Raw genomic sequence first — 26,860 nt, forward strand, 5'->3', positions numbered from 1 at the left:
CCTTGCAGGGATGCCGATATTCTAGCGCCGCCCGGGAGCGGCCTCGTCGTGGCCGCCGTCGCCCGATTGCCGGGCTTCAGCCCAGGATCTGCGGCGCGTCCGGCAGGCCGTCCTGATCGGACCGCGCCGAGGCCGGAAAGTGCCCTTCCACCAGGGAGGAAACCTCGTCGATGGCATCGCGCAGCGCCGCCACCGGCTGCGAGCCGCACAGGCCTTCGCGCAGATGCGTGCAGACCCGCTGCCACTGCTCGGGCGCGACCCGCCCCTGCAGTCCACGGTCGGCCACGATCTCGATGGCGTGGTCGGCCAGCAGCAGGTAGATCAGCACGCCGTTGTTGTGCGCGGTATCCCAGGTGCGCAGGCGCGCGAAGGCATGCTCGGCCGCCTGCCGCGGGGTGACCTTGTGCCACAGCGCATGCAGTGGCAGATCGGCCTCCACGGCAAACATCACCTGGCCGCCATGGCGCTGCTCGCCCGCGGCGATCGCCTCGGTGATCGCCTGCAGCGTGGCCGGCGGGAACGCCCGCCGTACCGATGGCGAAAACAGATGCCTGCACAGACGTTGGATCATCACCAGCCTCCCGACGCGCCGCCGCCGCCGGAACGGCCACCACCGCCGCCCCAGCCGCCGCCACCGCCAAACCCACCCCCGCCGCCGAAGCCGCCGCCGCCCCAGCTACCTCCGCCCCAACCGCCACCACCGGCGAAACGCCCCGGATGGCCGGACAACATCGCCACCACCAGGCCCACCACGCCGGCCAGGCCACTGGCCAGCAAGGTGGAAGTGAACAGGAAGGCGGCTACCGCCGCTCCAGCACCACCCAGCAGGCCGCGCAGCGGACGCGGTACCCGCGAGAACACGCCGCGCAGGATGCTGCCGGCGAACACGCCGATGAACAACGCCAGGATCCAGGTATCACCGCCCCCGTCCGGGGCGCGTCCCTGCTGGCTGCTGACCGGCGCCGGCAGGGCTTCGCCGTCGATGATCCTCACCAGCACCGCCGTGGCCTCGGTGATGCCACCGGCATAGTCATTGGCGCGGAAGCGTGGCACCAGGTATTCCTGGATCACCCGGTTGGCGATCGCGTCGGGAATCGCACCTTCCAGGCCATAGCCCGGTTCGATACGCACCCGCCGATCGTCCTTGGCCACCACCAGCAGCACGCCGTCATCCACGCCCTTGCGACCGATCTGCCACTGATCGAACACCCGGGTGGTGTACTGGGCGATGTCTTCCGGCTGCGTGGTCGGCACCACCAGCACCTGCATCTGGCTGCCCTTGCGCTGCTGCAGGTCCAGCGCCTGCTGCACCAGCGCCTGCTTCTGCGCGGCATCCAGGGTGCCGGTGGTATCGACCACCGGCGAATCCAGCGCCGGAATCGGCGCCAGCGTCTGCGCCTGCACGGTCATCGGCAGCCACAGCAGCAGGGCCAGCAGTGTGGCGGCCAGGCGCATCGGTCAGTGGCCCGGAGCCGGGGCCGGCTGCTGCTGCGGCGCGTTGCCGAAATCAACCGCCGGCGCGTTGGAAATCTGCGCTTCGTTTTCCACGGTGAAGTTCGGCTTGGGCTGGTAGCCGAAGATCTTGGCGGTGATCAGCTGCGGGAACGAGCGGATGTAGGTGTTGTAGTCCTGGACCTGCTGGATGTAGCGGCCACGGGCAACGGTGATGCGGTTCTCGGTGCCTTCCAGCTGCGCCTGCAGGTCGCGGAAGTTCTGGTCGGACTTCAGCACCGGGTAGTTCTCGGTAACCACCAGCAGGCGCGACAGCGCACTGCCCAGTTCGCCCTGGGCCTGCTGGAACTGCTTGAGCGAGGCTTCATCGTCGGCGTTGACGTTGATCTGGCCAACGCGCGAACGGGCGTTGGTGACTTCGGTCAGCACGCGTTCTTCCTGGCTGGCGAAACCTTTCACGGTCTGCACCAGGTTGGGCACCAGGTCGGCGCGGCGCTTGTACTGGTTGAGCACTTCGGACCAGCTGGCCTTGACCGCTTCGTCCTTCTGCTGGATGGCGTTGTAGCCGCAGCCGGACAGCAGGGAGGCCAGCAGCAATAATGGGATGAGGCGGGTCAACAGGCGCATGGCCTAGGCTCCGGGTGGACTGAGCGCCGAGCATGCCATGGTCGGTGTTAACGGACGTGTGGAGAGTGCCGGCCATCGGGCGCCGCCCCCTCCGCGGTGTGGTCCAGCCAGCTCGGGTGGGCCGGGAGGGTGGGTTGGCTGGGGGACGCTGCAAGTACGTCCATGTAAGCTCGGTCGCCGCATCCATGCGGCTCACGCCCCCAGCCAACCCACCCTCCCGGCCACGGACGGTTTCCTGCGCACCGCGGGAAGATCAAAAGAAAAAGAAAAATCAAAAGCGAAAACCGATTCTTCAGACATTCCTGATGCCTGCCATCCACGCATGGCGTGGATCTGTCGACCAAGGTCGACACCTACCAACAGCAGCACAGAATGCCGTCCCGACAGATCGCGGAACACTGTCGAAGGCGGGGTGGGTCAGCTTGCGGGGGCGTGAGCGCCATGGATGGCGCGACCGAGCTTACAGGGACGTACTTGCAGCGTCCCCCGCAAGCTGACCCACCCCGCCATCCCACGGAATGCCCGCCGTTGCTGTTGAGGTTGCCGGCCAGCGGCCGGCACTACCGCCTCTGCGGGTGCAGGGCGCAGCCCTGCCGGAACACATCTCTCAGCAAGCCTCAGCCACCGGCGCGCGTGCCCGCCCCAGCCACGCCAGCAGCAGCGCCGACGCTGCCAGCAGGCCACCGGCCACCGGAATCGCCGCGTACCCCAGCCCCAGGCTGATCACCGCACCACCCAGCGCCGCGCCCAGTGCATTGCCGAGGTTGAATGCACCGACGTTGATCGACGACGCCAGGCCCGGCGCCTCGCTGGCCGCCTGCATCACCCGGATCTGCAACGGCGGCACGATGGCGAAGGTCGCCGCACCGAACAGCAGTACACCCAGCGCCGCAGTCGCTTGGCTCATGAAAGCCAGCGGCAGCACGAACATCAGCACCGCAAGTACCGCCAGCAGGATCCGGGTGGCGCCGTCCAGCGACCAGTCGGCCAGGCGCCCGCCAATACCGTTGCCGAAGGTAAAGCCGATGCCGATCAATGCCAGCGACAGCGCGATGAAGGCATTCGACGCACCGGTCAGTTCAGTCAGCACCGGCGCCACGTAGGTGTAGAGGGTGAACATCGCACCTGCACCCAGCACCGTAGTGGCCATCGCCAGCAGCACCTGCGGCTGCATGATCGATTTCAGTTCACGCCGCACATCCGGGCGCGCGCCCGCGGCCGACGGCGGCAGTGCCATGGCCAACGCGGTGATCGCAACCACACCGAGTACGGCGGTGCCGGCAAAGGCCAGGCGCCAGCCCAGCTGCTGGCCGACCCAGGTCGCCAGCGGCACGCCACCGATGTTGGCGATGGTCAGGCCCATGAACATCGTCGCCACCGCCGCGGCCTGCTTCTCCTTCGGCACCAGGCTGGCGGCGACCACCGCGCCGATGCCGAAGAACGCACCGTGATTGAGGCTGGTCACCAGCCGTGACAGCAGCAGCAGGCCGTAGTTCGGGGCCAGCGCCGACAGCAGGTTGCCGATGACGAAGATCGACATCAGCAGCATGAGTGCGGTGCGCTTGCCGAAGCGTCCCATCAGCAGGGTCATCACCGGTGCGCCCAGCATCACGCCCACCGCATAGGCGGTGATCAGCATGCCGGCGGTGGGGATGCTGACCCCCACTCCGTTGGCGATGACCGGCAGCAGGCCCATCGGCGTGAACTCGGTGGTGCCAATGGCGAAGGCGCCGACGGCGAGGGCCAGCAATGCGGCTCTGGAATTCATGGGGGTTGCCTGCGTGGGGGCAGGCCCTGTGGAAAATGAGCGCGTAGCCTGCGCGCTTTGCCGGCCGGGAGTAAGCCACTACGCGGGAAAACAGTGTTGATCCCGATTCACAAGTGGAAGGTGCAAGCCGGCATTGCGGGAAGAAGCCACGCCGGGCATGGCCCACGCTTCGGTAGCGCCGGGCCATGCCCGGCGAGCGCAGCGGCGCCTGAAACGCAGAACCCCCGGCCGGGCCGGGGGTTCTGTCTCGCTTGCTTACCAGTCGCCGGCGCCCGGCACGTGGTGTTCGCGTGCGCGGCGGCGCATCAGCAGGTTCAGCCACTCCACCAGCACCGAGAAGCCCATCGCGGCGTAGATGTAGGGCTTGGGCACGTGCACGTCCAGGCCGTCCAGGATCAGCACCGCGCCGATCAGCAGGATGAAGGCCAGGGCCAGCATCTTCACGGTCGGGTTGGCATCGATGAAGCGGCCCAGCGGGTTGGCCGCCAGCAGCATCACCGCCACCGACAACAGGATCGCCGCCACCATCACCGGCACATGGTCGGCGATGCCGACGGCGGTGATCACCGAATCCAGCGAGAACACGATGTCGATGACCGCGATCTGCGCGATCACGTAGCCGAACACGGCCGAGGTCTTGGTGGTGGTCGGGTCCTCGTCCTCGCCACCGGTGATCATCTCCTTGATCTCCATCCAGCCCTTGATGATCAGGAACAGGCCACCGACGATCAGCACCAGGTCGCGGATGGAGATGCCCATGCCGGCCACGGTGAACAGGTTCGCCTGCATGTGCGCCAGGTACGCCAGCGAGACCAGCAGGCCGATACGGGTGATGCAGGCCACGGCGATGCCGAGGCGGCGCGCGAACGGGCGGCGCTCTTCGGGCAGCTTGCTGACGGCGATGGAGATGAACACCAGATTGTCGATGCCGAGCACGATTTCCAGCGCGCTCAAGGTGAACAGGGTCAACCAGACGTTCGGATCGGCGAGAAGCTCAAGGGACATGGGAAGTCTTCAACAAGGGGGGAGGAAGAAGGATCAGCCGACGCTGGCCGGGAACAACCGCGGCACCAGCACCAGGGCCCAGCACAGCAGCACGTTCATCATCAGCACGAACACCGCCGCCGAGCCCATGTCCTTGGCGCGGCCGGCCAGTTCGTGGATTTCCGCGCCATAGCGCTCGATCACCGCCTCGATGGCCGAATTGGCCAGCTCCATCGCCAGCACCAGCAGCATCGAGCCGATCATCAGCGCGCGCTCCACCGGGGTCTGGCCCAGCCAGATCGCCAGCGGGGTCAGCAGCACCAGCAGGTAGACCTCCAGCCGGAACGAGGACTCGTGCAGCCAGGCAGCACGCAGGCCCTGCCAGGACCAGCGGGCGGCCTGGAAGATGCGGCGCGGGCCGCGGGGCATGTGGCCGAACTGATCAGCCACGGGTGATGGATCCAGCAACAGGGGCGCGGCGCAGCGACCGCTCAGACGCACGGCAGGAAATCATGGGTGCACAGGGATAGGCAGACAGCCCCCATTTTGCCACAAGGGCGGCAATGGCACCCCGCACGCCCCGCCGCGAGGCCCTGCGAACGACCCCGCAAACGGCCCAGCGCGGCCAAGCGCGGGGCCAGCCCAGCTTCTATGATGGATACCCCTGCCCTGCCGGAGTGCCTGATGACCCGTCCCCGCACCTGCCTGATCCTGCTCGGCCTGCTGGCCGCGCCGCTGGCCCAGGCCCTGAGCCCGCCGGCGCCGCCACAGATCCCTGCGCAGGTCTCCAACGTGGCCTGGGAGGCCGACATCGCCGCCTTCGCCGCCGCCGACCGGACCAATCCGCCGCCGCGTGGTGGCATCGAGTTCATCGGCAGCTCGTCCTTCCGCATGTGGGACAGCCTGGCCCGGGATTTCCCGGGGCAACCGGTGTTCAACCGCGGCTTCGGAGGTTCGGAAGTACGCGACAGCACCTGGTACGCCGGCCAGGCCATCGTGCCGTACGCGCCGTGCAAGGTGTTCTTCTACGCCGGCGACAACGACCTCAACAGCGGCCGCAGCGCAACCCAGGTACGCGATGACGTGGTGGCCTTCGTGCAGCGCGTGCATCGCGACCTGCCGCAGACGAAGGTGGAATACGTCTCCATCAAGCCCAGCCCCTCGCGGGCGCACCTGCTGCCGGCGATCAACGACGCCAACGCGAAGATCAAGGCTGCGTTGGCGAAGCTGCCCAACACCGGCTACACCGACATCTACACACCGATGCTCGGGGCCGACGGCCAACCCGATGCGTCGTTGTTCCGCGAGGACATGCTGCACATGACCCCGGCCGGCTATGCGATCTGGACCAAGGCGCTGGCGCCGAAGGTCAACTGCAACTGATTGATCCCGAGGTTGCCGGCCAGCGGCCGGCACCACCGCGACAACGCGCGTGCTCCGGTAGTTGCCAACCGTGGTTGGCATGAATGCGTCCACCTGCATCCCAGTGAAAGCGCCGACCAAGGTCGGCAACTACCGAGGTGGCAAGCGGCCCTCAGCGGAAAATCACCGTCGCCTCGGTGCCCTTGCCCAGCTCGCTGGCCAGGCTGACCTTCCAGCCGAAGCGGTCACACAGGCGGCGCACGATCGACAGCCCCAGGCCAGTGCCCTGCGGTCGGCTGGGATCGGCACGATAGAACGGCTCGAACGCACGCGACAGCGCGTCAGCGGACATGCCGATGCCGGTATCGCTCACCACCACCCGGTCGTTGTGCACATGCACGTCGATGCGGCCTTCATCGGTATAGCTGCAGGCGTTGCGCACCAGGTTGCTGACCACCACCTGCAGCACCCGCGGCGGTGCGTGCAGCTGCACGGCCGCGTCGCTGTGCAGGTGCACCGCCAGCGGCCGTCCCACCAGCAGCTCGTTGGCGTTGTCCACTTCGTAACGGACGATGTCGTTGACGTCGAACAGTTCCACCTGCGGCTCGACGTCGGCCTCACGGGCCAGGATCAGGAAGGCATCGATCACCGCTTCCATGTCCCGCCCGGCACGCTGGATGCGCTGCAGGCTCCGACGCAGGCGCGGCTCCAGGCTTTCATCGCCCAGCGCCATGTCGCTGGCCACGCGGATGACGGTCAGCGGCGTGCGCAGTTCATGGCTGGCATCACGGGTGAAGTTGCGCTCGCGCGCCACGTGCGCGGTGACCCGGTTGGCCAGCGAATGCAGCGCCGCCGCAAGTTGCCGGGTCTCGCCCTGCATGTCCGCCGGCAGCTTGTTCGGCTCCAGGTCGGCCGCTTCCGGATGGCCCGGATCCCAGCGCGAGACACGGCGCGCCAGCCAGTTCACCGGCGATACCAGGCGTTTGGAGGCACGGTAGGTGATCCAGGAGGCGCCATATACCGCCAGCAGGGTCAGCAGCACCGGCACGATGCCGAACCAGAACGCCAGCATCTCCGCGCGCGAGCGCAGGAACACCAGGTACAGGCGCCCCTCTTCGCGGGCGTCGACCAGCACCAGCTGATCGTCGTCGGGCAGTTCGTGGAAACCCGGTTCCAACGTGCGCAGGTTGGCCGGCAGTGACAGGCTGGACTGCCCGCGTTCCAGCAGGTAGCCACGGATGTTCTGGGTATTGGGTGGCGGCTGCACGGGCGAGGCCTCGTGCAGTGTCCAGTAGTACGCCGCTTCTTCGCGCAGGGCAGCGCCCACCAGGCTGTGCTTGATCACCAGCGAAACCAGCCAGGCACCCAGCAGGATACCCAGGCTGGCCAGCACGGCTTGCAGGATGAAAGCGATACGGATCTTGCGCGGCAGGCCGTGCGGCATTGCGGTGTCCCGGTCAGAGCGCTGCGATTATAGGCAGCGCGCTGTGCCGTGATCGTGCATGGACGATGACGACCCGGTATCCGGAACGTGCACCCCTTCCCTGCCGACCACGGCCGTGCCGGTTCTGCTGCAACACCGGCACGACGTCGATCAGGCCATCGGCTGGGCGATATCGGCGATGCGATAGCCCGCGCTCTGCACGGTGTGCAGCAGCGGCCGATCGAACGGCTTGTCGATGATCTTGCGCAGGTTGTACAGATGGCTGCGCAACGTGTCCGAATCAGGCAGGCCGTTGCCCCAGATCTCGCGCTCGATTTCCTGGCGGGTGACCACACGCGGCGATTCACGCATCAGGATGGTCAGCAGGCGCAGGCCGATCGGCGACAGCTGCAGCTCGGTGCCGGCACGGGTGGCACGCATGCTGACCGGATCGAGCACCAGGTCGGCGACCTTGAGCACTTCCGAACCCACCTGGCGACGTTCGCGGCGGATCAGCGCGCGCAGGCGGGCTTCCAGTTCCTGGATCGCGAACGGCTTGGTCAGGTAATCGTCGGCACCAAAGCCAAGCCCGGTGAGCTTGTCATCCAGCGTGTCGCGCGCGGTCAGCATCAGCACCGGGGTCGACTTGCGCGCATCGTTGCGCAGCCGGCGGCACACTTCGATGCCATCCAGCCGCGGCAGCATGAGGTCCAGCACGACGACGTCGTAGCTGTTCTCGGCAGCCAGACGGTAGCCGTCCAGGCCATCCTGCGCATAGTCGACCTCGAAGCCACGGCCTTCCAGGTATTCACCGATCATCTCGGAGATATTGCGGTTGTCTTCGACCACCAGCACCAAGCCGGAAGTCTCCTTCGTCTGACGCATGAGAATCCCTCTTTCTTCAGCTTTGTGAAACATGCCCGATCGACGGTGCACGCGATGTGAAGTTGCGTCAATGAAAAGAAGATGGCGTGCTCACAGCAGCGGTTTCAGCAGCGGCCAGACGTTGTCCAGCACCTTCGGCTGCGCTTGGGCGGTGGGATGCAGGCCGTCGGCCTGCATCAAGCCGGGCTGCAGGGCCACGCCTTCCAGCAGGAACGGCAGCAACGGCACCTTGTACTGCGTGGCCAGTGCCCGGTACGCCGCAGCCAGGCGCTGGCGGTAGCCCGCCCCATAGTTGGGCGGCACGTCGATGCCCAGCAGCAGCACCTTGGCACCGGCCTTCTGGCTGGCCTGCACCATCTTCTCCAGGTTGCCCTGCACCTGCGCCGGGGTCAGCCCGCGCAGCGCATCGTTGCCACCGAGGGCGATCACCACCACCGTGGGCTTCTCCCGGCCAAGCAGGCCCGGCAGGCGGGTCAGCGCGCCAGCAGTGGTTTCCCCGCTCATGCTGGCGTTGACGATGCGCGGCGGGGTTTTCGACTGCTGCCTGACCCGCTGCTGCAGCAGGCTGACCCAGCCGGCATCGGCCGGGATATTGTGGGCGGCACTGAGGCTGTCACCGAGCACCAGCACGGTACCGCCGCCCGGACCTTTGGCACACGCCAGTACCGGCAACAGCAGCAACCCTAGCAGCAGCATCATCATTGCGCCGGCTTGCCGGCTCCATTCCGTCTTGTGCATTGGAGTCTCCTCATCGACAGCCTGTCCCCCCGCAGCGCGCCCGTCGCCATCGCCGTCGACCAGGTCGGCAAATCCGTGCATGGCCCGGAGGGTGAAGTCCACATACTGGACAACATCACCCTGACCGTCCATGAAGGCACCAGCGTGGCCATCGTCGGCGCCTCTGGTTCCGGCAAGACCACCCTGCTCGGCCTGCTGGCCGGGCTGGACCTGCCCAGCCGTGGCCGCATCGCGCTGGCGGGCCAGGATCTGACGGCACTGGACGAAGAAGCGCGTGCACAGCTGCGCGCGCGCGACGTCGGCTTCGTCTTCCAGAGCTTCCATCTGCTGCCGGCGCTGACGGCGGCCGAGAACATCGCGCTGCCGCTGGAACTGGCCGGGCGCGAGGACCGCACGCGGGTGGACGAGGTGCTGGCTGCGGTCGGGCTCTCGCATCGCGCCCGCCACTATCCGCGGCAGTTGTCCGGCGGTGAGCAGCAGCGTGTCGCCCTTGCCCGGGCATTCGTCAGCCGCCCGCGCATCCTGTTCGCCGACGAACCCACCGGTTCACTGGACCAGGCCACCGGCCAGCACATCAGCGATCTGCTGTTCGAACTCAATGCCGGCAGCGGTACCACGCTGGTGCTGGTCACCCACGACCTGCGCCTGGCGCAGCGCTGCCAGTACATCCATCGCATCGACAACGGCCGCCTGCAGCCGGTGGAACATGGAGTGGACGCATGAACCTGCTGCGGCATGCGTGGCGCGCGCTGCGCCGCGAGGCCCTGGCAGGTGACCTGCTGACCGTGTTCGCCGCCCTGGTACTGGGCGTGGCGGTGATGACGGCGGTGGGCACGCTGGTGAACCGGGTCAACCTGGCATTGACCGGCAGCGCGGCGGAAATGCTCGGCGGCGACCTCGGTGTTGCCGGCCGCGATGACCCGCCCGCCGCGTTCGCTGAGGAGGCGCAGCGACGCGGCCTGGCGCATACGCGGCTGGCCAGCTTCGGCAGCGTGCTGTTCCAGGGCGATGCCAGCCAGATGGCCAGCATCAAGGCCGTGGAAGCGGGCTACCCCCTGCGCGGCGCGCTGCGCGTGCGTGCCACGCCCGGCGGCGCGCTGATCGCCGATGCCGGAATGCCGGCCAAGGGCCAGGCCTATGCCGACCCACGCCTGCTGCAGGCACTGGGCCTGAAGGCCGGCGACGATCTGGAATTCGGTGCGGGCACGCTGCGCATCGCCGGCATCATCGAATCGGAACCGGATGCCGGTGGCGACCTGCTGACGCTGTCGCCGACCCTGCTGGTCAACCGCGCCGATGTGGAAGGCACCGGCCTGCTCGGCCCCGGCAGCCGCATCAATTACCGGGTGATGTTCGCCGGCCCTGCCGCCGACATCGCGTCATTCCGGCAATGGCTGCTGCCGCAGGTAAAAGGCATGCGCCTGCTCAGCGTGAACGATACCCAGCGCGGTGTGCGCCAGGCCTTCGACCTGGCCGGTCGTTTCCTCGGCCTGAGCGCGCTGCTGGCGGTGCTGCTGGCCGGCGTTGCCACCGCACTGGCGGCCAACCGGTTCGCGCTGCGTCGCATCGACCAGGTGGCGATCCTGCGCTGCCTGGGTGCACGCCAGCGCGACATCCTGGCCGGCTTGGCCCTGCAGCTGCTGATGCTGGCGGTGCCGGCGTGTGCGATCGGCATCGGCCTGGGCATGGCGGCACAGGAAGGACTGGTGCAGGTACTGGGTAGCCTGGTGCCGCAACGCCTGCCGCTGCCCGAAGCCATGCCTGCGCTGACCGGCGCGGGAATCGGCCTGTTGCTGCTGTTCGGCTTCGGACTGCCACCGCTGCTGCGCCTGCGTGGCGTGCCGCCGATGCGCGTGTTCAACCGTTCGTTCGCAGCCTTGCCGCCGGCCTCGCTGCTGGCCTATGTGGCTGCGCTGGCGGCCAGCCTGGTACTGGCGGTGCAGGTCACCGGCGATCTGAAACTGGCGCTGTGGGTGCTGGGTGGCCTGGCCGGGCTGGCGGTGGCCGCGGGCGTGGTCGGGTTCCTGCTGCTGCAGCTGCTGCGTGGCCTGCAGCACCGCCTGCACGGCAACTGGCGGTTGGGCCTGGCAGCGCTGACGCGGCGGCGGATGCTGGCGGTGATGCAGCTGGTGGGCCTGTCACTGTCGCTGTGCGCCCTACTGTTGCTGGCGGTGATCGGCCCCGGCCTGCTGCAGCAGTGGCGCGAGCGCCTGCCTGCGGACACGCCCAATTATTTCCTGATCAACATCCAGCCCGAGCAGCGCGACAGCGTGCTGGCGACCCTGCAGGGCCTGGGTGCGCACGATGCCAGCATCGAACCGATGGCCACCGGCCGCCTGATCGCGATCAACGGCAAACCGCCGCTGCGAGTGGATCGCACGCCGGCCGACGACAATCAGCCGCAGGGTGAAGGACAGCGCGACGACGATGACGAGAACCGGCCGCTGAACTTCAGTTGGCGCAGCACGTTCCCGCCGGCCAATACGCTGGTCAACGGCACGTTCTGGAAGCCGGACAGCACCGCCGCGGAGGCATCCGTGGAGATCGGCTGGGCCAAGCGCTACGGCGTGTATCCCGGTGACCGCATCACCATAGCGGTGGGCGAGCAGCAGCGCGAGTTCAGCGTCACCAGCGTGCGCAAGGCCGACTGGAATACCTTCCGGCCGAACTTCTTCGTGTTGTTGAACCCGAACGCGGTGGGCGATACACCGCACAACCTGCTGTCGGCATTCCATCTCCCGGCCGGCCGATCGGCGGGACTGGGTGCCCTGGTGCGTGCGCAGCCCAACCTCTCGCTGCTGGACGTGGATGCGGTGATCTCGCAGGTACGCGATGTGATGGAACGGGTGGCGCAGGCGGTGCAGCTGGTGATGGTGTTCAGTCTGCTGGCCGGCGTGCTGGTGCTGCTGGCGGCGCTGCAAGCAACGGCGGGCGAGCGACGCTATGACAGCGCGGTGCTGCGCACGCTGGGTGCGACGCGGCGCCAGCTGCGTGGCGCGGTGCTGGTGGAATTCGGTGCGCTGGGCGCGCTGGCGGCGCTGCTGGCGGTGGGCGCGGCAGCGGTGATCGGCGTAGCGGTGTCGCAGAAGGTGTTCGAACTGCCGCTGCTGCCGCCGTGGCCGGGCCTGCTGCTGGGTGGCCTGCTCGGCATCGCGCTGAGCCTGCTGGCCGGCTGGCTGGGGACCCGGCGGATCCTGCACACGCCACCGGCATTGGCGCTGCGCGAGGCCTGACGCTGTTCTGTGGCAAAGGCATCCACGCATGGTGTGGATCTACCAGCGAGCCCAGTAGATCCGGCCACGCAAGCAGGTAGATCCACGCCATGCGTGGATGCAGTGCCGATGGTCCCAGTAGATCCACGCCATGCGTGGATGCCGGGTGCAATCGCCGCCGGAGAGCGTGCCGAGCAAGCTCGGCACCCACCAGAGCAGCGCACGTCCGGTAGATCCACGCCATGCGTGGATGCCGTGCAGTGCGCATCCGGCACCCGCAGCGCGCCGATCAACCTTCCTTCGGCGCCTTTTCCACGTACTTGGCGAAGACTTCGTCGATCTGCGCGTCCTTCACCTTCTTGCCGGCCTGCACGTCCTCGGCCTGGGTGAACAACGGGATGATCATCGCCATGCCGTCGAGCTTGGTCTTCAGGTGCACGCCCGGGGCCTGGGTCAGGAAACCGTCCCAGCGCTGGCGCACCTTGCTCCAGTAACCGGCGGTGGCCTTCCAGTAATCGCGCGCCGGGGTGAAGTCGACCTCGGTGGTCCTGATGTAGTCGTTGAAGCCGAATTCGCGGGCGATTTCCACCTGGCTGCCATCCGCGTTGCGCTGCACCTTGGTGTTGAACTGCTCGTGGGTCCAGCCGTTCGGGGTCAGGGTGTGGCGGTTGACCACGGCCAGCGCGTTGTAATCGCTGCGCTTGGTGTACTCGCGGCGTGGCAGCGGCCGCCAGCTGATGTCACTGGTCCAGGTCGGCACGTTGTTGAGGTAGGTCCACGTGCCGGTGCCGCAGTAGCGCGGCGCATCGCTGACTTCGTACACGCACTGGGTCCAGGCGCCCTGGTTGGTTGCAGCCGCGATCGTGCGCACCTGCCAGGTCTGGTCGGCGCTGAACTCGAAGCGGTTCGGCGCTTCATACACCCAGTCCTGCCGCCAGTGCTTGGTCACGTGGCCGCTCTTCTCGTCCAGCAGCAGGTGCTGCAGCACGATGCGCTTCGGCGTGTCCTCGACCACGATCACCACTTCGTTGCCACCGCTGCGCATGGCCGGCGCGCGCTCGTAGCCCGGCTTCAGCAGCACGGTCTCATCGAAGGCGAAATCCACCGTGTACTCACCCTGCATGGCGAGGATGCTGTCATGGTCGCGGGCGATGTCGGAGGGCTGCGCGCTGGCGGCGCCACTGGCGGCGAGCAGCACCATCACGCTGGCTGTCTGGAACTTCATCGGGTCTTCCTTCGGGGTTGCAGGTTTCGTGGAAAGGCCATCCTGGCCGGCAGGCAATCCATCGCAATCAGGTCACAGCCGTACCAGCGGCAGGTCGCCGGGAGCGCGCGCGGCAGGGCGGCGTGCGGCGTCGGCGCAGCAGCAGTCGTCGATCGCCAGTTCGCCTTCGGCGCCTTCCATGCGTGCGATGCGGCGCGCGGTGGCGGCACCGAGCGACGACAGCGTGGACAGGCTGGCGGCCAGGGTCCGGCCCTCGTCGGCGGCGTGCAGGCGCAGCGTGCACAGACGCCAGCGTTGTCCGCCCAGATGCCCGGCCAGGCGCCGCCACAGGCGTTCACCGACGCTGCCATCACTATCGTGCGAAGGACCCGGCGGCAGCGTCGCCACCAGCCGGTCCCAGGCCAGGAAATCGCTGTCCGGCAACAGGTACAGGCGCCACACGCAACGGCCTCGTGCATCGAGGAAGCACAGGCTTTCGCGCAGGCCCTCGCTGTCCACGCCCTGGCAGGCATGCACCGATACCGCCTGGCGCCAACCGCCCAGCTCGTTGCCATCGGCGTGATACAGGCACAACACCGTGCCGAGCGCTGCCAGCTGTGCCGGCGCAGGCCAGGCCCGCGGCGACGAACGCGACAGGGAGGACGGCGGGCGGCGCGCGGACAGGGCTCGGCTCATGGGATCACCAGGACACGGCAAGGCTGGCCGACAGGGTGCGGCCGGGGCTGGTATAGCGGTCCAGAACGGTACTGGTGGCCGACAGGGTCGAGCCGACGTTGGACCAGTCGATGTAACGCTTGTCACCCAGGTTGAAGACACCGACGTTGAAGGTGGCGCCCGGGGCGAAGTTCCAGTGCGCCATCAGGTCGGCCACGCCATAGCCCGCCGGGCGATAGGTGGTGGTGCTGGCCAGCCGGTCCTTGCGCTTGACGAAGGTGCCTGCCAGTTCAACTCCCCAGGTATCGGTGTCGTACATCAGGCCGACGGTGCCGCGCAGCGGATCGACCGAATCCAGCGGCGTGTCTTCGGTCTTGTTGTCGCCGCGCGACCACGCCACCGCACTGCGCAGCGCCCAGCCCTGCAGTGCGGGACGGATCTGGCCGAAGTCGACGCCGGCCTTCAGTTCGGCGCCGTAGATGCGTGCGTCGGCGATGTTGCGCGACTGGAACACCATCAGGCCCTGCGGGTTCGTACCCACCAGCGTCTGCGACTCGATGAAGTCCTTGTAGTCGTTGTAGTAGCCGCTCACGCTCACGTACGCCGCCGGCGACAGGAAGCGCAGGCCCAGCTCAACGCCATCGCTGGTTTCCGGCTTCAGGTCCGGATTGGGAATGGCGGTATAGCCGAAAGCGAAATTGGTGAAGCCGAGGTTGACGTCGTTGTACGGCGGCGAGCGGAAACCACGCGAGTAACCGGCAAACAGCGACCACTCGTCGGTGAAGCGATAGACCAGGCCGAACTTCGGCGACACGCTGGTCTTCTTCAGCTCCGACACGGCCACGCCGGGGTTGTCCTCGGCGAAGATGCTGTCCACGTCCGGCTTCAGTTCGTAGCGGTCCACGCGCACGCCCGGCACCAGCGAGAGCCTGCCATCGGCCAGGCGCATTTCATCCTGCGCGTACAGGCCCAGCTCGGTGGTCTTGCTGATCGGGAAATCGCGCACGGGGAACGCGTCGGGCAGGATCGTCGTGCTGACCACGCCACGATTGCTGACCTGGTAGCCATCGCGCTTCTGGCGGATCTCGGTGCGGGCGCCATCGAAGCCATAGGTCAGCGCGTGTTCGACGCTGCCGGTGCTGAAGGCCTTGTTGAACACCGCCTGCAGGCCATATACGCGCTGGTCGAAACTGAACTCGCGATGGCGGCGGCTGCCGTTGGCGCGCGCCTCATCGGTGCGCTGCGTGGTTTCGCTGTCCTGCGTGTAGACCTGCCAGTGCAGGCTGTCGGCGAAGCCCTTGTCCAGCGCATCCATCTCGTGGGCGAAGGACACGCGGGTGCGGTTCTGCTTGTCGCGCGCCTTCATGCCGGTGGTGGTGGTGCGGTCGATCGAGGACAGCACGTCGGTATCGGTGTTGTCTTCGTTGCCTTCCACGGTCAGGCGGAAACGCTGGTCTTCGCTGGGCGCATAGACCAGCTTGGCCAGGCCGCTGCGACCATCGCGGTCCTGCGGGTTGGCCGCGGTGCGCGTGTTGTCATTGCTGCGCACATCGCCCTTGTTGTCGGTTTCCTGGCCCTGGCGGTGGTTGATGTTGACCATGCCGCTCCAGTGTTCGCCACCGAAGGCACTGGTGACGCCGCCGAGCAGGCCCTTCCACTCGCCGTCGTAGCCGAATTTCAGGCCGACGTAGCTGTCCTTGCCATCCTTGAGGTAATCAGCCGGATCCTTGGTGACGAAGGCAACCACGCCGCCAAGTGCGTCCGAGCCGTACAGCGAACTCGCCGGCCCGCGCACGATCTCGACGCGCTTGAGCGTGTCCAGGTCGGTGAAGTTGCGGTTGGCGTTGGAGAACGAACCGATGTTGAAGCTGGTCGGCATGGCGATGCCATCGGTCTGGATGCGTACGCGATTGCCATCCAGGCCGCGGATGCGGATGCTGCCGAGGCCGAAACGGGTGGCACTGCGGCTGACCGACAGCCCCGGCTCGTAGCGGACCAGATCCTTGATGTCCTGCACCAGCTGCCGGTCCATCTGCTCGCGGTCGATCACATCGACGGTGGCGGCGACATCGCTGACCGCACGTTCGGTACGGGTGGCGGTGACCTGCACGCGATCGAATTCGCGCGCGTCGGGCGCAGCATCGGCAGCAGCGTGGGCGGACAGCGGCAGAGCCATCCACAGGGCAATGGAAAGGGCAGTCGGGCGGGTCATCGGCATCGTTCGGTCAGGCAGGGGAACCCCCGGCCACCGCCACGCCAGACAGGCATGAACGGTAGACCGAGGGGGAGAGAGCAGGAGCGGACGGGTCGCCCACCCTGCCGGCGCTGCCGACAGGAGGGAGGGAGGCAGGCGACCAGACCGCGTTACTTGGTCAGGATCAGCTTGTCGTTGCTGGTATGACGCAGACGGTAGAAGCGGTCACCGTGCTGGATCAGGATTTCACGACGGCCCTTGAGCAGGGCTTCGCTGTCGATGACCTCTTCCGGCGGCACGACACGCACCGGGCGGTCGCGGAGGGTCAGCGTTTCGGGGCGCAGCAGTACAGGTTGAGCATTCATGAGCATCTGGACTCGTGCGAGGGACGAGTTAAATGATAATGATTCTCAGTTGACAATCAACAACCATTCTCAACTTCATTGATGGAATTAATGATCGAAATTTAAAATTCGATAGCTACCATCTATTGAAATGGGCCCGCCTGGGCGCGGGAGGGCGCGGGTTCGGCCCTGCCCCCTGTCCCCGTTCCTCAGGCGAATACGGCTTCCACCTGCGCCCAGCCGGCGTCGTCCACCTGCGCCAGCACGTCCAGCGCCTGCAGGTTCTGCAGCAGCTGGCTGACCCGGCTGGCGCCGAGGATCACGCTGGAGACGTTGGGATTGCGCAGGCACCAGGCGATGGCCAGGCTGGCCGGGGCGTGACCCAGCTCGCGGGCCACCGCACTGAAGCGGCGCACCCGGGCCAAACGCTCATCGGCGTTGTCGCCCAGCACCAGGTCCTGCAGCCAGCCCATGCCTTCGCGGCCCAGGCGCGCATCGGCCGGGACGCCATCGTCGTACTTGCCGCTCAGCAGGCCCGAGGCCAGCGGCGAGAAGATCGTGGTGCCCAGTCCGGCGGTGGCATACAGCGGCGCGTACTCCACTTCCACGCGCTGACGGTGCAGCAGGTTGTACTGCGGCTGCTCCATCGACGGCGCCTGCAGGTTGTGGCGCGCGGCGATGTCCACCGCCTCCTGGATCTGGTTGGCCGACCATTCCGACGTGCCCCAGTACAGCACCTTGCCCTGCCGGACCAGGGTGTCCATGGCATGCACCGTCTCAGCGATCGGCGCGTCCGGATCCGGACGATGACAGTAATAAAGGTCCAGGTAGTCCACCCGCAGGCGCTTGAGCGCAGCATGGCAGGCGTCGGTCACATGCTTGCGCGACAGGCCGCGCTGGGTGGGCCGGGGGTCCTTGGCACTGCCGAAGAACACTTTGCTGGACACACAGAAGCCATCGCGCGGCAGGCGCAGGTCGGCCATCACATCGCCCATCACCTGCTCGGCGCGGCCGTTGGCATAGCCCTCGGCGTTGTCGAAGAAGTTGATGCCATGGTCCCAGGCCGCCGCCACCAGGTTGCGCGCCTCGTCGCGCGGCACCTGGTCGCCGAAGGTCACCCAGGCGCCGAAGGACAGGGCGGACATCGGCAGGCCGGTGGAGCCAAGGCGACGGTAGAGCATGCGATTCTCCTGCTGCGGGCCCGCATACGGGCCGGGATCAAGCCACCATTCTACCTGTCCCGGCAGGCGCAACCCCTTGCTGTTGCTGGCCTGATCGGAGCCGATGGCCGCGCGCAGACGGCTTTTCCTTGCTCCGGCCCCTGCCCTGCACTAGGCTTCCCGTTTTTCGCGACGCCCCAGGGGAGTCACTCAGATGGTCGAAGGTTTGGGCAGGATCGGCTTCGGCCTGTTCGGTTTGGCGGTGCTGATCGGCATCACCTGGCTGTTTTCCAACAACAAGCGCGCGGTGGACTGGAAGCTGGTCGCCACCGGCATCACCCTGCAGATCGCTTTTGCGGCACTGGTGATCCTGGTACCGGGCGGGCGCGACGTGTTCGATGCGCTGGGCCAGGGCTTCGTGAAAGTGCTGAGCTTCGTCAACGAAGGTTCGAAGTTCATCTTCGGCTCGTTGATGGACGTCAAGAACTACGGTTTCATCTTCGCCTTCCAGGTGCTGCCGACGATCATCTTCTTCTCGGCGCTGATGGGGGTCATGTACCACCTCAACGTCATGCAGGCGATCGTGCGGGTGATGGCCTGGTCGATCACCAAGGTGATGCGCGTGTCCGGTGCGGAAACCACCAGCGTCTGCGCCAGCGTGTTCATCGGCCAGACCGAGGCGCCGCTGACGGTGCGTCCGTACATCGCCAAGATGACCCAGTCCGAGCTGCTGACGATGATGATCGGCGGCATGGCCCACATCGCCGGCGGCGTGCTTGCCGCGTACGTGGGCATGCTGGGCGGCGGCGATCCGGTGCAGCAGGCGTTCTACGCCAAGCACCTGCTGGCGGCCAGCATCATGGCGGCCCCGGCCACCCTGGTCGTGGCCAAGCTGCTGATTCCGGAAACCGGCACCCCGCTGACCCGCGGCACGGTCAAGATGGAAGTGGAGAAGACCTCCAGCAACATCATCGACGCCGCCGCCGCCGGCGCCGGTGACGGCCTGAAGCTGGCCCTGAACATCGGTGCGATGCTGCTGGCCTTCATCGCCCTGATCGCCCTGCTCAATGCGCCGCTGACCTGGATCGGTGAAGTGACCGGCCTGGCGGCTGCGATCGGCAAGCCGACCGACCTGTCGACCATCTTCGGTTACGTGCTGGCCCCGATCGCCTGGGTGATCGGCACGCCGTGGGCCGACGCCACCACCGTCGGTTCGCTGATCGGCCAGAAGGTCGTGATCAACGAGTTCGTCGCCTACACCGAACTGTCGAAGATCGTGAATGGCCAGGTGCCGGGCATGAGCCTGTCCGACGAAGGTCGCCTGATCGCCACCTACGCGCTGTGTGGCTTCGCCAATTTCAGTTCGATCGCGATCCAGATTGGCGGCATCGGCGGGTTGGCACCTGAACGCCGCCACGATCTGGCCAAGTTCGGCCTGCGCGCGGTGCTGGGCGGTACCATCGCCACCTTCATGACGGCTACCATCGCCGGCGTGCTGACGCATTTCAGCTGAACCCTAGTTTCGAGAACAGATTCCCTATGAGCAGCAGTGTCGTTGTCGTCGGTTCCTTCAATGTCGATCACGTGTGGCGGTGCGAGTCGCTGCCGGCACCGGGTGCGACCATTGCCGGCCGCTACAGCACCGGTCCCGGTGGCAAGGGCTTCAACCAGGCCGTTGCCGCCTGCCGTGCCGGCGCTGACACCAGCTTCCTGTGTGCGCTGGGCGACGACGCCGGTGGTGCCACCGCCCGTGACCTGGCCGCGCAGGATGGTTTCGCGCTGATCGCCGAAGCCAGCAGCGAGCCGACCGGCACCGCCGGCATCTACGTCGATGCCCGTGGCCGCAACACCATCGTCATCGGCCCGGGTGCCAACGCGGCGCTGAGCACCGACTTCGTACAGCAACAGCAGGCCCTGCTGACCGGCGCCAAAGTGGTGCTGGTGCAGCTGGAATCGCCGGTGCAGACCATCGAAGCGGCCCTGGCCGTGGCCCGTGAGGCCGGTGTCACCACCGTTCTCAACGCCGCCCCGGCCGACGCCCCGTCGAGCATCGGCCTGCTGAAGCTGGCCGATGTGATCACCCCGAACGAGACCGAGTTCGCCGCCCTGCTCGGCCGTCATGTCGGCGAGCGCGTGGATGCCAATGACGTCGCCGCGCTGGACGGTGCCAGCCTGCACGCGCTGTGCCGCAAGCTGGTCGGCAATGGCACGGTGGTGGTGACCCTGGGTTCGGTGGGCGTGTTCGTGTCGCATGCCGACGAGCACCTGCGTGGCGACACCCAGCCGTACTACCGCGTGGGTGCAGAACAGGTGCAGGCGATCGACACCACCGGTGCCGGCGATGCCTTCAACGGTGCGCTGGTGGCCTCGATGGCACAGGTGCCGGACGCTCCGTTCGCCCGCCACGTGCGCTTCGCCAACCAGTTCGCCGGTCGCTCGACCGAGAAGGAAGGCGCAGCGGCGGCGATGCCGCGCTTCACCCCGGCCGATGCCGAAGTGAAGTAACGCGACATCCCCGTGGGGATGATGATCGGGCCCGGGCATGCAGATGCCCGGGTCTTTTCACGTTCATGGGCAAGGCCCCATCCACGCATGGCGTGGATCTACCGGGTGTTGGGTGCGATGGCCCCATCCACGCATGGCGTGGATCTACCGGATGCTGGGAGCGATGGCCCCATCCACGAATGGCGTGGATCTACCGGGTGCTGGGTGCGATGGCCCCATCCACGCATGGCGTGGATCTACCGGGGCACAGTAGATCCACGCCATGCGTGGATGCGCCTTGCCGGCCCGCCCAGCCGCCCACCATGACCGGCCCGTGGGGGCGAAGGAAGCGACCATCAAGCATCTGCTGATGCCCGTCCGGCATGAGGTCGGTCCGGATCGGCCTGAACCGGCGGGCCGTCAACCCAGCCGGGGCGCCTGCCGCGCCCTACAATGGGCACATGCAGATCGGCCCGTACTCCATTGCCCCCAACGTCGTGCTGGCGCCCATGGCCGGCGTTACCGACAAACCCTTCCGCCTGCTGTGCAAACGGCTGGGCGCGGGCCTGGCCGCCTCGGAAATGACCATCAGCGACCCGCGCTTCTGGAACACGCGCAAGTCCATCCACCGCATGGACCACGCGGGTGAACCGGCGCCGATCAGCGTGCAGATCGCCGGCACCGAGCCGCAGCAGCTGGCCGAGGCCGCGCGTTACAACGTCGACCATGGCGCGCAGATCATCGACATCAACATGGGCTGCCCGGCCAAGAAGGTGTGCAACGCCTGGGCGGGGTCAGCGCTGATGCGCGACGAGCAGCTGGTCGCGCGCATCCTGGAAGCAGTGGTGAGCGCGGTGGACGTGCCGGTGACGCTGAAGATCCGCACCGGCTGGGACTGCGACCATCGCAACGGCCCGCTCATCGCGCGTATCGCCGAAGACAGTGGCATCGCTGCGCTGGCGGTGCACGGCCGTACACGCGACCAGCATTACACCGGCCAGGCCGAGTACGCCACGATCGGCGAGATCAAGGCCGCGCTGCGCATCCCGGTGATCGCCAACGGCGATATCGATTCGCCGCAGAAGGCCGCCTTCGTCCTGCAGCAGACCGGCGTGGATGCGGTGATGATCGGCCGCTCCGCACAGGGCCGGCCGTGGATCTTCCGCGAAGTGGCGCATTACCTGGCCACCGGCGAGGAGCTGCCGCCGCCGTCGCTGGCCGAAGTGCGCGACATCCTGCTCGGCCATCTGCACGCGCTGCACGGTTTCTATGGCGAACCGCAGGGCGTGCGCATCGCGCGCAAGCACCTGGGCTGGTACGCCAAGGATCGGCCGGAGAATGCCGCGTTCCGCGCGGTGGTCAACCGCGCCGAAGATCCGGCCAGCCAGATCGCGCTGACCACCGACTATTTCGACCGCCTGATTGCCGGGGAACCGGCGATGTCTTCTGCTGCCTGAGCCCGCCCCCATGACCCCGCCGATTTCTTCCCCGACCTACCTGCATGGGTTCTCCGGCACCGAGCAGCAGCGCCTGATGACCCAGGCGCGCCTGCTGGAAACGAGCATCTTCGGCCAGATCGATTACAGCGGCGCAAAGCGCCTGCTGGAAGTCGGCAGTGGCGTGGGCGCGCAGACCGAGATCCTGCTGCGCCGCTTCCCCGAGCTGCACGTGACCGGCGTGGACCTGAGCGAGGCCCAGCTGGAAACCGCGCGCGAAAACCTGGCGCGCACGCCGTGGTGCAACGACCGTTACACCCTGCAGCAGGCCGATGCCGGCGAACTGCCTTTCGAGGCGCGCAGCTTCGATGCGGCGTTCCTGTGCTGGGTGCTGGAACACGTGCCGTCGCCGGCGCGCGTGCTGAGTGAAGTACGCCGCGTGTTGGCCCCGGGCTCGCCGGTCTACATCACCGAGGTGATGAATGCTTCGTTCCTGCTTGATCCGTATTCGCCGCACATCTGGCGCTACTGGATGGCCTTCAACGATTTCCAGTACGACCACGGCGGTGATCCGTTCGTCGGCGCCAAGCTGGGCAACCTGCTGCTGGCCGGTGGCTTCCGCGATGTGCACACCGAGATCAAGACCATCCATCTGGACAACCGCGAACCGGCACGTCGCAAGACGATGATCGCTTTCTGGGAACAGCTGCTGCTGTCGGCGGCCGACCAGCTGCTGCAGGCCGGCACGGTGGACGAAGAGACGGTGGAGGGCATGCGCCGCGAGTTCCGGCTGGTGCAGAACGATCCGAACGCGGTGTTCTTCTATTCGTTCGTGCAGGGCCGCGCAACGGTGTATTGAGCGGCCGCGGTACACGCCATCCACGCATGGCGTGGATCTACTGGGTGCCGATGCACTGCGCCATCCACGCGTGGCGTGGATCTACTGGGCTGATGGGCCGTGGCGTGGATCTACGGGTGCGCGGCGGCGCCGTCCGCCGCCTCCGGTTCGTGCCAGATGCGCTGCCACATCGCCGACAACCGGCGGCCGGCATCGGCACGCGCGGCCGGGCTGCTGTAGTCCACCCGCAACTGCTCGGGCACGATCGCACGCCACTGGCCATCAACCTGCTCGGCCACCGCGAAATTGAAGGTGTAGTCCGGCTCCAGCCCCATGCGCAGGTCGCTCAGCACCAGCCTGCCCTGCACCACCTGTGCGCGCATGAAGCCACGGTTGAACCACTGCAGGCGCCGTACTGCCGGAATTCCCGCCGCTTCGCGCAAGGCCTGCACGTTGGACGGATGCCCCTCGAAACGCATCGGCCCGTGGTCGGCCACCAGCGAGCGGTCACCAACCACGTAGCCATTCGGGGTCATCGCCACGACCCGCCACAACAGGGTATTGAACGGCATCGGCACCGAGAACCGCGGCGCGTCGCCCAGGCCCATCGCGGCCAGGCTCTGCTGCGCGGCGCGGTCGACCTGTGCCTTGGCGATCAGCCCCCAGCCCAGGTACGCACTGCTGAGCAGCAACGCAACGCAGAGCACCTTGCCCACCCACGGTCGCGCGCGGCCGAACCACGCCAGCACGCAGCCCAGCAGCAGCCACACCGTGTAGCCGGGATCGATGATGAAGACGCTCGAGCCCATCGCGGGATGTGGCTGCAACGGCCACCACAGCTGCGTGCCGTAGACAGTGAACGCATCCAGCACCGGATGGGTGACCAGCGCCAGTTGGATCGCCCAGAACCAGCGCAGCGGTGATTGCGCCACCCGGCCGTTGCCGAAGCGCTTGAACAGCCACCAGATCAGCGCGGCCACCCACGGCAGCACCAGCAGCGAATGGCTGAAGCTGCGATGGTCGGTCATGTTCGCCACCGGGTCGGCGGCGGCAAAGCCCAGCCAGAGGGCATCCAGGTCCGGCAGGGTACCGAGCGCGGCACCGGCCAGCAGGGCGGCGCGGCGGTGTCCAGGCGGGGCGATGGCGGCAGCGACGGCGCCGCCAAGAACGATCTGGGTCAATGAGTCCATCGGCCGATGCTAGCGGCTTGGCGATCTCCGTGCAGCGGCGGTTTCCTGCCCGGCGGCGCGTCAGTCAGCTGCCAGTGCGGCCGCAGCCGCGCGTGGGCCTGTCCCTGCAGCTGTGAATCACGCCGCCTGCGACAACCGTGCTCCCGGCAGCTCCACCAACGTCCGCCCGTTGTGGTCCAGCAGCCGCATGGCGCCGTCGTGGTCCTCGGCCAACGCGGTCAGGCTCTCCACCCAGTCGCCGTCATTGGCGTAGACCAGACCGTCGCGTTCGATCAGTGCGGCGCGGTGGATGTGCCCACAGATGATGCCGTCGAGGCCTCGCCGGCGAACATCGTCCAGGCCGGCCTGCACGAAGCGCTCGATGTAGCGTTCAGCGGCACCACTCTGCCGTTTCAGGAATTCGGACAGTGACCAGTAGCGCATCCCGAGTCGGCGCCGCACCGCATTCAACAGATGGTTGCCGGTGAGGATGCGGTAGTACAGCCAGTCACCAAACCGCTCCTGCAGGCCACCGAAGTGGGTGACACCGTCATAGTCGTCGCCATGCGCCACCAGCAGCCGGCGGCCATCGGCGGTGGTGTGGATCGCACGGCGGCGCACCTGCATCGCCGGCAACATCAGGCCGCACACCTGGCGCAGCGAGGCGTCGTGGTTGCCGGGGATGTAGATGATCTCGGTACCGGCGCGTCGCAGCGCGTGCAGGGCCAGGATGACCTCGCTGTGCGACTGCCGCCAGTTGGCGCGTCGGTGTGCCATCCACCACAGGTCGATGATGTCGCCGACCAGATACAGTCGCTCGCAGCGCAGGGTGCTGAGGAAACGCGCCAGCTCGGTGGCGTGGCAATGCCGCGACCCGAGATGAACATCGGAGACGAACACGGCGCGACGATGCGGTGCCAGGTTCGCCAGCGTGCTCATGCCGGCATCCCCGCATCGCGCAGATAGCGTTTGCGCTTGTGTGGCCGGATCGCGTGCAGGTCGACTTCGATCAGGCCGTCGATCGAGTCGCTGAAATCCGGATCGACGCCAAACGCCAGGAACCGTGCACCGCCGGGTTCGCACAGGTCTGTGTACTGCCGGTACAAGGTGGGCACACCGGTACCGAGCGCGGCGAGATTGGCTTTGAGCACGTCGAAGGCAGCCGCCGCATCCATCTCACCAAAGCAAGGTGGCGCGGCGAAGTACTGGAACGGCCGGTTCGACTGCACCCGGCCATCGGCCACGCCGTAGTAACGCTGGTAATAGGCCACCAGCTGCTCGCGCGCATCGCGTGGCAGCGCGGCGCTGATGGACACCGCACCGAACAGGTAGCGGATGCCGGGCTGGCATTGCAGGTAAGCGCCGATGCCCTGCCACAGGTAATCCAGGCTGCGGCTGCCCCAGTAATCGGGCACCACGAAGCTGCGTCCCAATTCCAGGCCTTCGGCAATGCGGGGAATGGCGTCGTCGGAATAGCGGAACAGCGAAGCGCTGTAGAGCCCGGCCAAGCCCCGGCGCGCCAGCGCCTGCGCGCCCCGCATGATCCGGTAGGCACCGGCGATGCGCTGCGCGGTGCCGTCCCAGATCACGATGTGCTGGTAGTGCAGGTCGAAGTCATCCAGGTCGCGACTGCGCCCAGTGCCCTCGCCCACCTGGCGGAAAGTCAGTTCGCGCAGCCGCCCCAGCTCGTGCAGCAGCGGCGAATCGGCCGTGCAGCTGGCCAGCAGGATCTGTTTGCCATCGGCGGTCTGCCCCAGCACGGTGGCGGCGGCAATCGCAGCGGCGACCTGTGCGGGCGGCACCGGCGCGGCAAGCGGCTCGGGCCCTGCCGGGCAGCCTTCGGCAAGCGCTGTGCTGCGCCCCAGCGCATATACCGCGCGGCGCACCGCCAGCAGCTGCGCGCCGGGATCACCCTGCCCCAGCTGCATCGGTTCGCCGATGCGCAGCCGCAGCGGCCGGCCGCGGCGGGCGAACATCTCCCGTGCCAGCAGTGCCGTACCAGCCGGCTTGAACAGGGTCGAAGCGCCGTAGAACAGCGCCGAATTGCGCGCTTCCACCCGCACCGGCAGTACCGGTGCGGCGGCGGCGCGGGCAAAGCGGACAAACCCCCGCTGCCAGCGACCATCGCGGATGCCGAGCAGCGACAGCCGCGAGACCTCGCCGGCCGGGAACACGATCACGCACTGCTCGGCCGCCAGCGCCTGCTCCACCGCCTGCAGGCTGCTGCGCTGGACCTTGCCGCCGAGGATGCGTACCGGCAGCAGCAGGTCCTGCAGCGGCCCGATCGCGCCCAGCAGATCGTTGGCCACGATCCGCACGTCACGGCGGATGCGGCCAACCGCATCCAGCAACGCCAGCGCATCCAGCGCGCCGGAAGGGTGGTTGGCCACGATCAACAGGCGGCCGGTGGCGGGGATCCGCGCCAGCGCGGCGGGGTCCACGTGATAGCGACCCTCGATGAACTCCAGTCCGGCGGCGACGAAGTCGAAACCGCGCACGTTGGCATTGCGGCGCAGGAACGCCTCGATCCGGTCCAGCCGTGACCAGCGCCCGACGCTGCGCAGCAGGGGCCGAGCCAGTTGGCCCCGACGGCCATGGAACCAGTCGGGATAGCGTTGCTGCAGACGCTGTTCGAGTTCCTGCATGGCGTGTCCCCTCCTGCCCGGCGGCCGGGTTGGCCGAGAGCCTGCGCCCGGCAGGCGGCAGCCAGATGGCGGTTTGGCGGCAGAATGATGACGGCGCACCCGACGCTGCGCAGCAGGGGCCGAGCCAGTTGGCCCCGACGGCCATGGAACCAGTCGGGATAGCGTTGCTGCAGACGCTGTTCGAGTTCCTGCATGGCGTGTCCCCTCCTGCCCGGCGGCCGGGTTGGCCGAGAGCCTGCGCCCGGCAGGCGGCAGCCAGA

The 26,860-nt window shown here is 67.4% G+C and carries 24 protein-coding genes; 7 read left to right on the plus strand and 17 right to left on the minus strand.

The window, feature by feature from the left end:
* Positions 1-76: 76 nt before the first annotated feature.
* The 6 genes from LC407_RS18440 to LC407_RS18465 form a co-directional block, all read right to left on the minus strand.
* Positions 77-571 (minus strand): TPM domain-containing protein, encoded by a 495-nt coding sequence (locus LC407_RS18440; protein ID WP_223483373.1) that lies wholly within the window; start codon positions 569-571, stop codon positions 77-79.
* The gene (locus LC407_RS18445; protein WP_025877904.1) at positions 571-1,455 is read right to left on the minus strand and encodes a TPM domain-containing protein; all 885 of its coding nucleotides are present in this window, start codon (positions 1,453-1,455) and stop codon (positions 571-573) included. The genes LC407_RS18440 and LC407_RS18445 overlap by 1 nt, the downstream gene beginning before the upstream one ends.
* A 3-nt stretch (positions 1,456-1,458) precedes the next feature.
* Positions 1,459-2,079, minus strand: a complete 621-nt coding sequence (locus LC407_RS18450) for a LemA family protein (RefSeq protein ID WP_025877902.1) — start codon at positions 2,077-2,079, stop codon at positions 1,459-1,461.
* Between the two features lie 607 nt (positions 2,080-2,686).
* Positions 2,687-3,847, minus strand: coding sequence for an MFS transporter (locus LC407_RS18455; RefSeq protein WP_223483374.1), 1,161 nt, complete (start codon positions 3,845-3,847; stop codon positions 2,687-2,689).
* A 255-nt stretch (positions 3,848-4,102) separates the two neighbouring features.
* Complete coding sequence (locus LC407_RS18460; RefSeq protein WP_025877899.1) at positions 4,103-4,852, minus strand: TerC family protein; 750 nt, start codon at positions 4,850-4,852, stop codon at positions 4,103-4,105.
* A gap of 33 nt (positions 4,853-4,885) precedes the next feature.
* On the minus strand, positions 4,886-5,281 hold the full coding sequence (locus tag LC407_RS18465; protein ID WP_025877898.1) for a diacylglycerol kinase: 396 nt from the start codon (positions 5,279-5,281) through the stop codon (positions 4,886-4,888).
* A 234-nt stretch (positions 5,282-5,515) separates the two neighbouring features.
* Here LC407_RS18465 and LC407_RS18470 point away from each other — a divergent pair, with 234 nt between their 5' ends.
* Positions 5,516-6,214 (plus strand): SGNH/GDSL hydrolase family protein, encoded by a 699-nt coding sequence (locus LC407_RS18470; RefSeq protein ID WP_223483375.1) that lies wholly within the window; start codon positions 5,516-5,518, stop codon positions 6,212-6,214.
* A 151-nt stretch (positions 6,215-6,365) separates the two neighbouring features.
* Here the strand turns inward: LC407_RS18470 and LC407_RS18475 are convergent, their stop codons facing one another.
* The 3 genes from LC407_RS18475 to LC407_RS18485 all read right to left on the minus strand — a co-directional run bounded on the left by LC407_RS18475 (position 6,366) and on the right by LC407_RS18485 (position 9,239).
* Entirely contained in the window at positions 6,366-7,637 is a 1,272-nt protein-coding gene (locus LC407_RS18475) for a HAMP domain-containing sensor histidine kinase (protein ID WP_032974932.1), read from the minus strand.
* A gap of 150 nt (positions 7,638-7,787) precedes the next feature.
* A complete protein-coding gene (locus LC407_RS18480; RefSeq protein WP_002811889.1) occupies positions 7,788-8,501 on the minus strand; it encodes a response regulator transcription factor in 714 nt (237 codons plus the stop codon).
* Between the two features lie 90 nt (positions 8,502-8,591).
* Positions 8,592-9,239, minus strand: a complete 648-nt coding sequence (locus tag LC407_RS18485; RefSeq protein WP_025877872.1) for an arylesterase — start codon at positions 9,237-9,239, stop codon at positions 8,592-8,594.
* 75 nt (positions 9,240-9,314) lie between these two features.
* On the opposite strand from LC407_RS18485, the gene LC407_RS18490 reads away from it, so the two are divergent.
* Positions 9,315-9,962: an ATP-binding cassette domain-containing protein gene (locus LC407_RS18490; RefSeq protein WP_059066070.1), complete on the plus strand. Its 648-nt coding sequence runs from the start codon at positions 9,315-9,317 to the stop codon at positions 9,960-9,962.
* Positions 9,959-12,472, plus strand: a complete 2,514-nt coding sequence (locus LC407_RS18495) for an FtsX-like permease family protein (RefSeq protein WP_223483377.1) — start codon at positions 9,959-9,961, stop codon at positions 12,470-12,472. The genes LC407_RS18490 and LC407_RS18495 overlap by 4 nt, the downstream gene beginning before the upstream one ends.
* Before the next feature lie 268 nt (positions 12,473-12,740).
* On the opposite strand, the gene LC407_RS18500 is transcribed toward LC407_RS18495, so the two are convergent.
* From LC407_RS18500 to LC407_RS18520, 5 genes are all read right to left on the minus strand, one after another.
* Positions 12,741-13,676, minus strand: a complete 936-nt coding sequence (locus LC407_RS18500; RefSeq protein WP_025877869.1) for a DUF6607 family protein — start codon at positions 13,674-13,676, stop codon at positions 12,741-12,743.
* 72 nt (positions 13,677-13,748) lie between these two features.
* Entirely contained in the window at positions 13,749-14,351 is a 603-nt protein-coding gene (locus LC407_RS18505) for a hypothetical protein (RefSeq protein ID WP_025877867.1), read from the minus strand.
* Positions 14,352-14,355: 4 nt separating this feature from the next.
* Positions 14,356-16,542, minus strand: a complete 2,187-nt coding sequence (locus tag LC407_RS18510) for a TonB-dependent hemoglobin/transferrin/lactoferrin family receptor (RefSeq protein ID WP_025877865.1) — start codon at positions 16,540-16,542, stop codon at positions 14,356-14,358.
* 152 nt (positions 16,543-16,694) lie between these two features.
* A complete protein-coding gene (locus LC407_RS18515) occupies positions 16,695-16,889 on the minus strand; it encodes a hemin uptake protein HemP (RefSeq protein ID WP_005412278.1) in 195 nt (64 codons plus the stop codon).
* A gap of 188 nt (positions 16,890-17,077) precedes the next feature.
* Positions 17,078-18,049, minus strand: a complete 972-nt coding sequence (locus tag LC407_RS18520) for an aldo/keto reductase (protein WP_025877856.1) — start codon at positions 18,047-18,049, stop codon at positions 17,078-17,080.
* A gap of 193 nt (positions 18,050-18,242) precedes the next feature.
* Here LC407_RS18520 and LC407_RS18525 point away from each other — a divergent pair, with 193 nt between their 5' ends.
* The 4 genes from LC407_RS18525 to LC407_RS18540 all read left to right on the plus strand — a co-directional run bounded on the left by LC407_RS18525 (position 18,243) and on the right by LC407_RS18540 (position 22,807).
* Positions 18,243-19,541, plus strand: coding sequence for a nucleoside transporter C-terminal domain-containing protein (locus LC407_RS18525; protein ID WP_025877855.1), 1,299 nt, complete (start codon positions 18,243-18,245; stop codon positions 19,539-19,541).
* 26 nt (positions 19,542-19,567) lie between these two features.
* Entirely contained in the window at positions 19,568-20,533 is a 966-nt protein-coding gene (locus LC407_RS18530; protein WP_025877854.1) for a ribokinase, read from the plus strand.
* A 440-nt stretch (positions 20,534-20,973) separates the two neighbouring features.
* The gene (gene dusB, locus LC407_RS18535) at positions 20,974-21,969 is read left to right on the plus strand and encodes a tRNA dihydrouridine synthase DusB (protein ID WP_223483378.1); all 996 of its coding nucleotides are present in this window, start codon (positions 20,974-20,976) and stop codon (positions 21,967-21,969) included.
* A 10-nt stretch (positions 21,970-21,979) separates the two neighbouring features.
* Positions 21,980-22,807, plus strand: coding sequence for a class I SAM-dependent methyltransferase (locus LC407_RS18540; RefSeq protein WP_032974924.1), 828 nt, complete (start codon positions 21,980-21,982; stop codon positions 22,805-22,807).
* A 110-nt stretch (positions 22,808-22,917) separates the two neighbouring features.
* On the opposite strand, the gene LC407_RS18545 is transcribed toward LC407_RS18540, so the two are convergent.
* The 3 genes from LC407_RS18545 to LC407_RS18555 form a co-directional block, all read right to left on the minus strand.
* Positions 22,918-23,976 (minus strand): metal-dependent hydrolase, encoded by a 1,059-nt coding sequence (locus LC407_RS18545; protein WP_223483379.1) that lies wholly within the window; start codon positions 23,974-23,976, stop codon positions 22,918-22,920.
* Positions 23,977-24,093: 117 nt separating this feature from the next.
* Positions 24,094-24,894 (minus strand): UDP-2,3-diacylglucosamine diphosphatase, encoded by an 801-nt coding sequence (locus LC407_RS18550; protein WP_223483380.1) that lies wholly within the window; start codon positions 24,892-24,894, stop codon positions 24,094-24,096.
* On the minus strand, positions 24,891-26,600 hold the full coding sequence (locus LC407_RS18555) for a GNAT family N-acyltransferase (RefSeq protein WP_218788709.1): 1,710 nt from the start codon (positions 26,598-26,600) through the stop codon (positions 24,891-24,893). The genes LC407_RS18550 and LC407_RS18555 overlap by 4 nt, the downstream gene beginning before the upstream one ends.
* Positions 26,601-26,860 lie beyond the last annotated feature (260 nt).

This window comes from Stenotrophomonas sp. OVS01A (genome assembly GCF_019969775.1).
In the GTDB taxonomy this organism is placed as follows: Bacteria; Pseudomonadota; Gammaproteobacteria; order Xanthomonadales; family Xanthomonadaceae; genus Stenotrophomonas; species Stenotrophomonas indicatrix.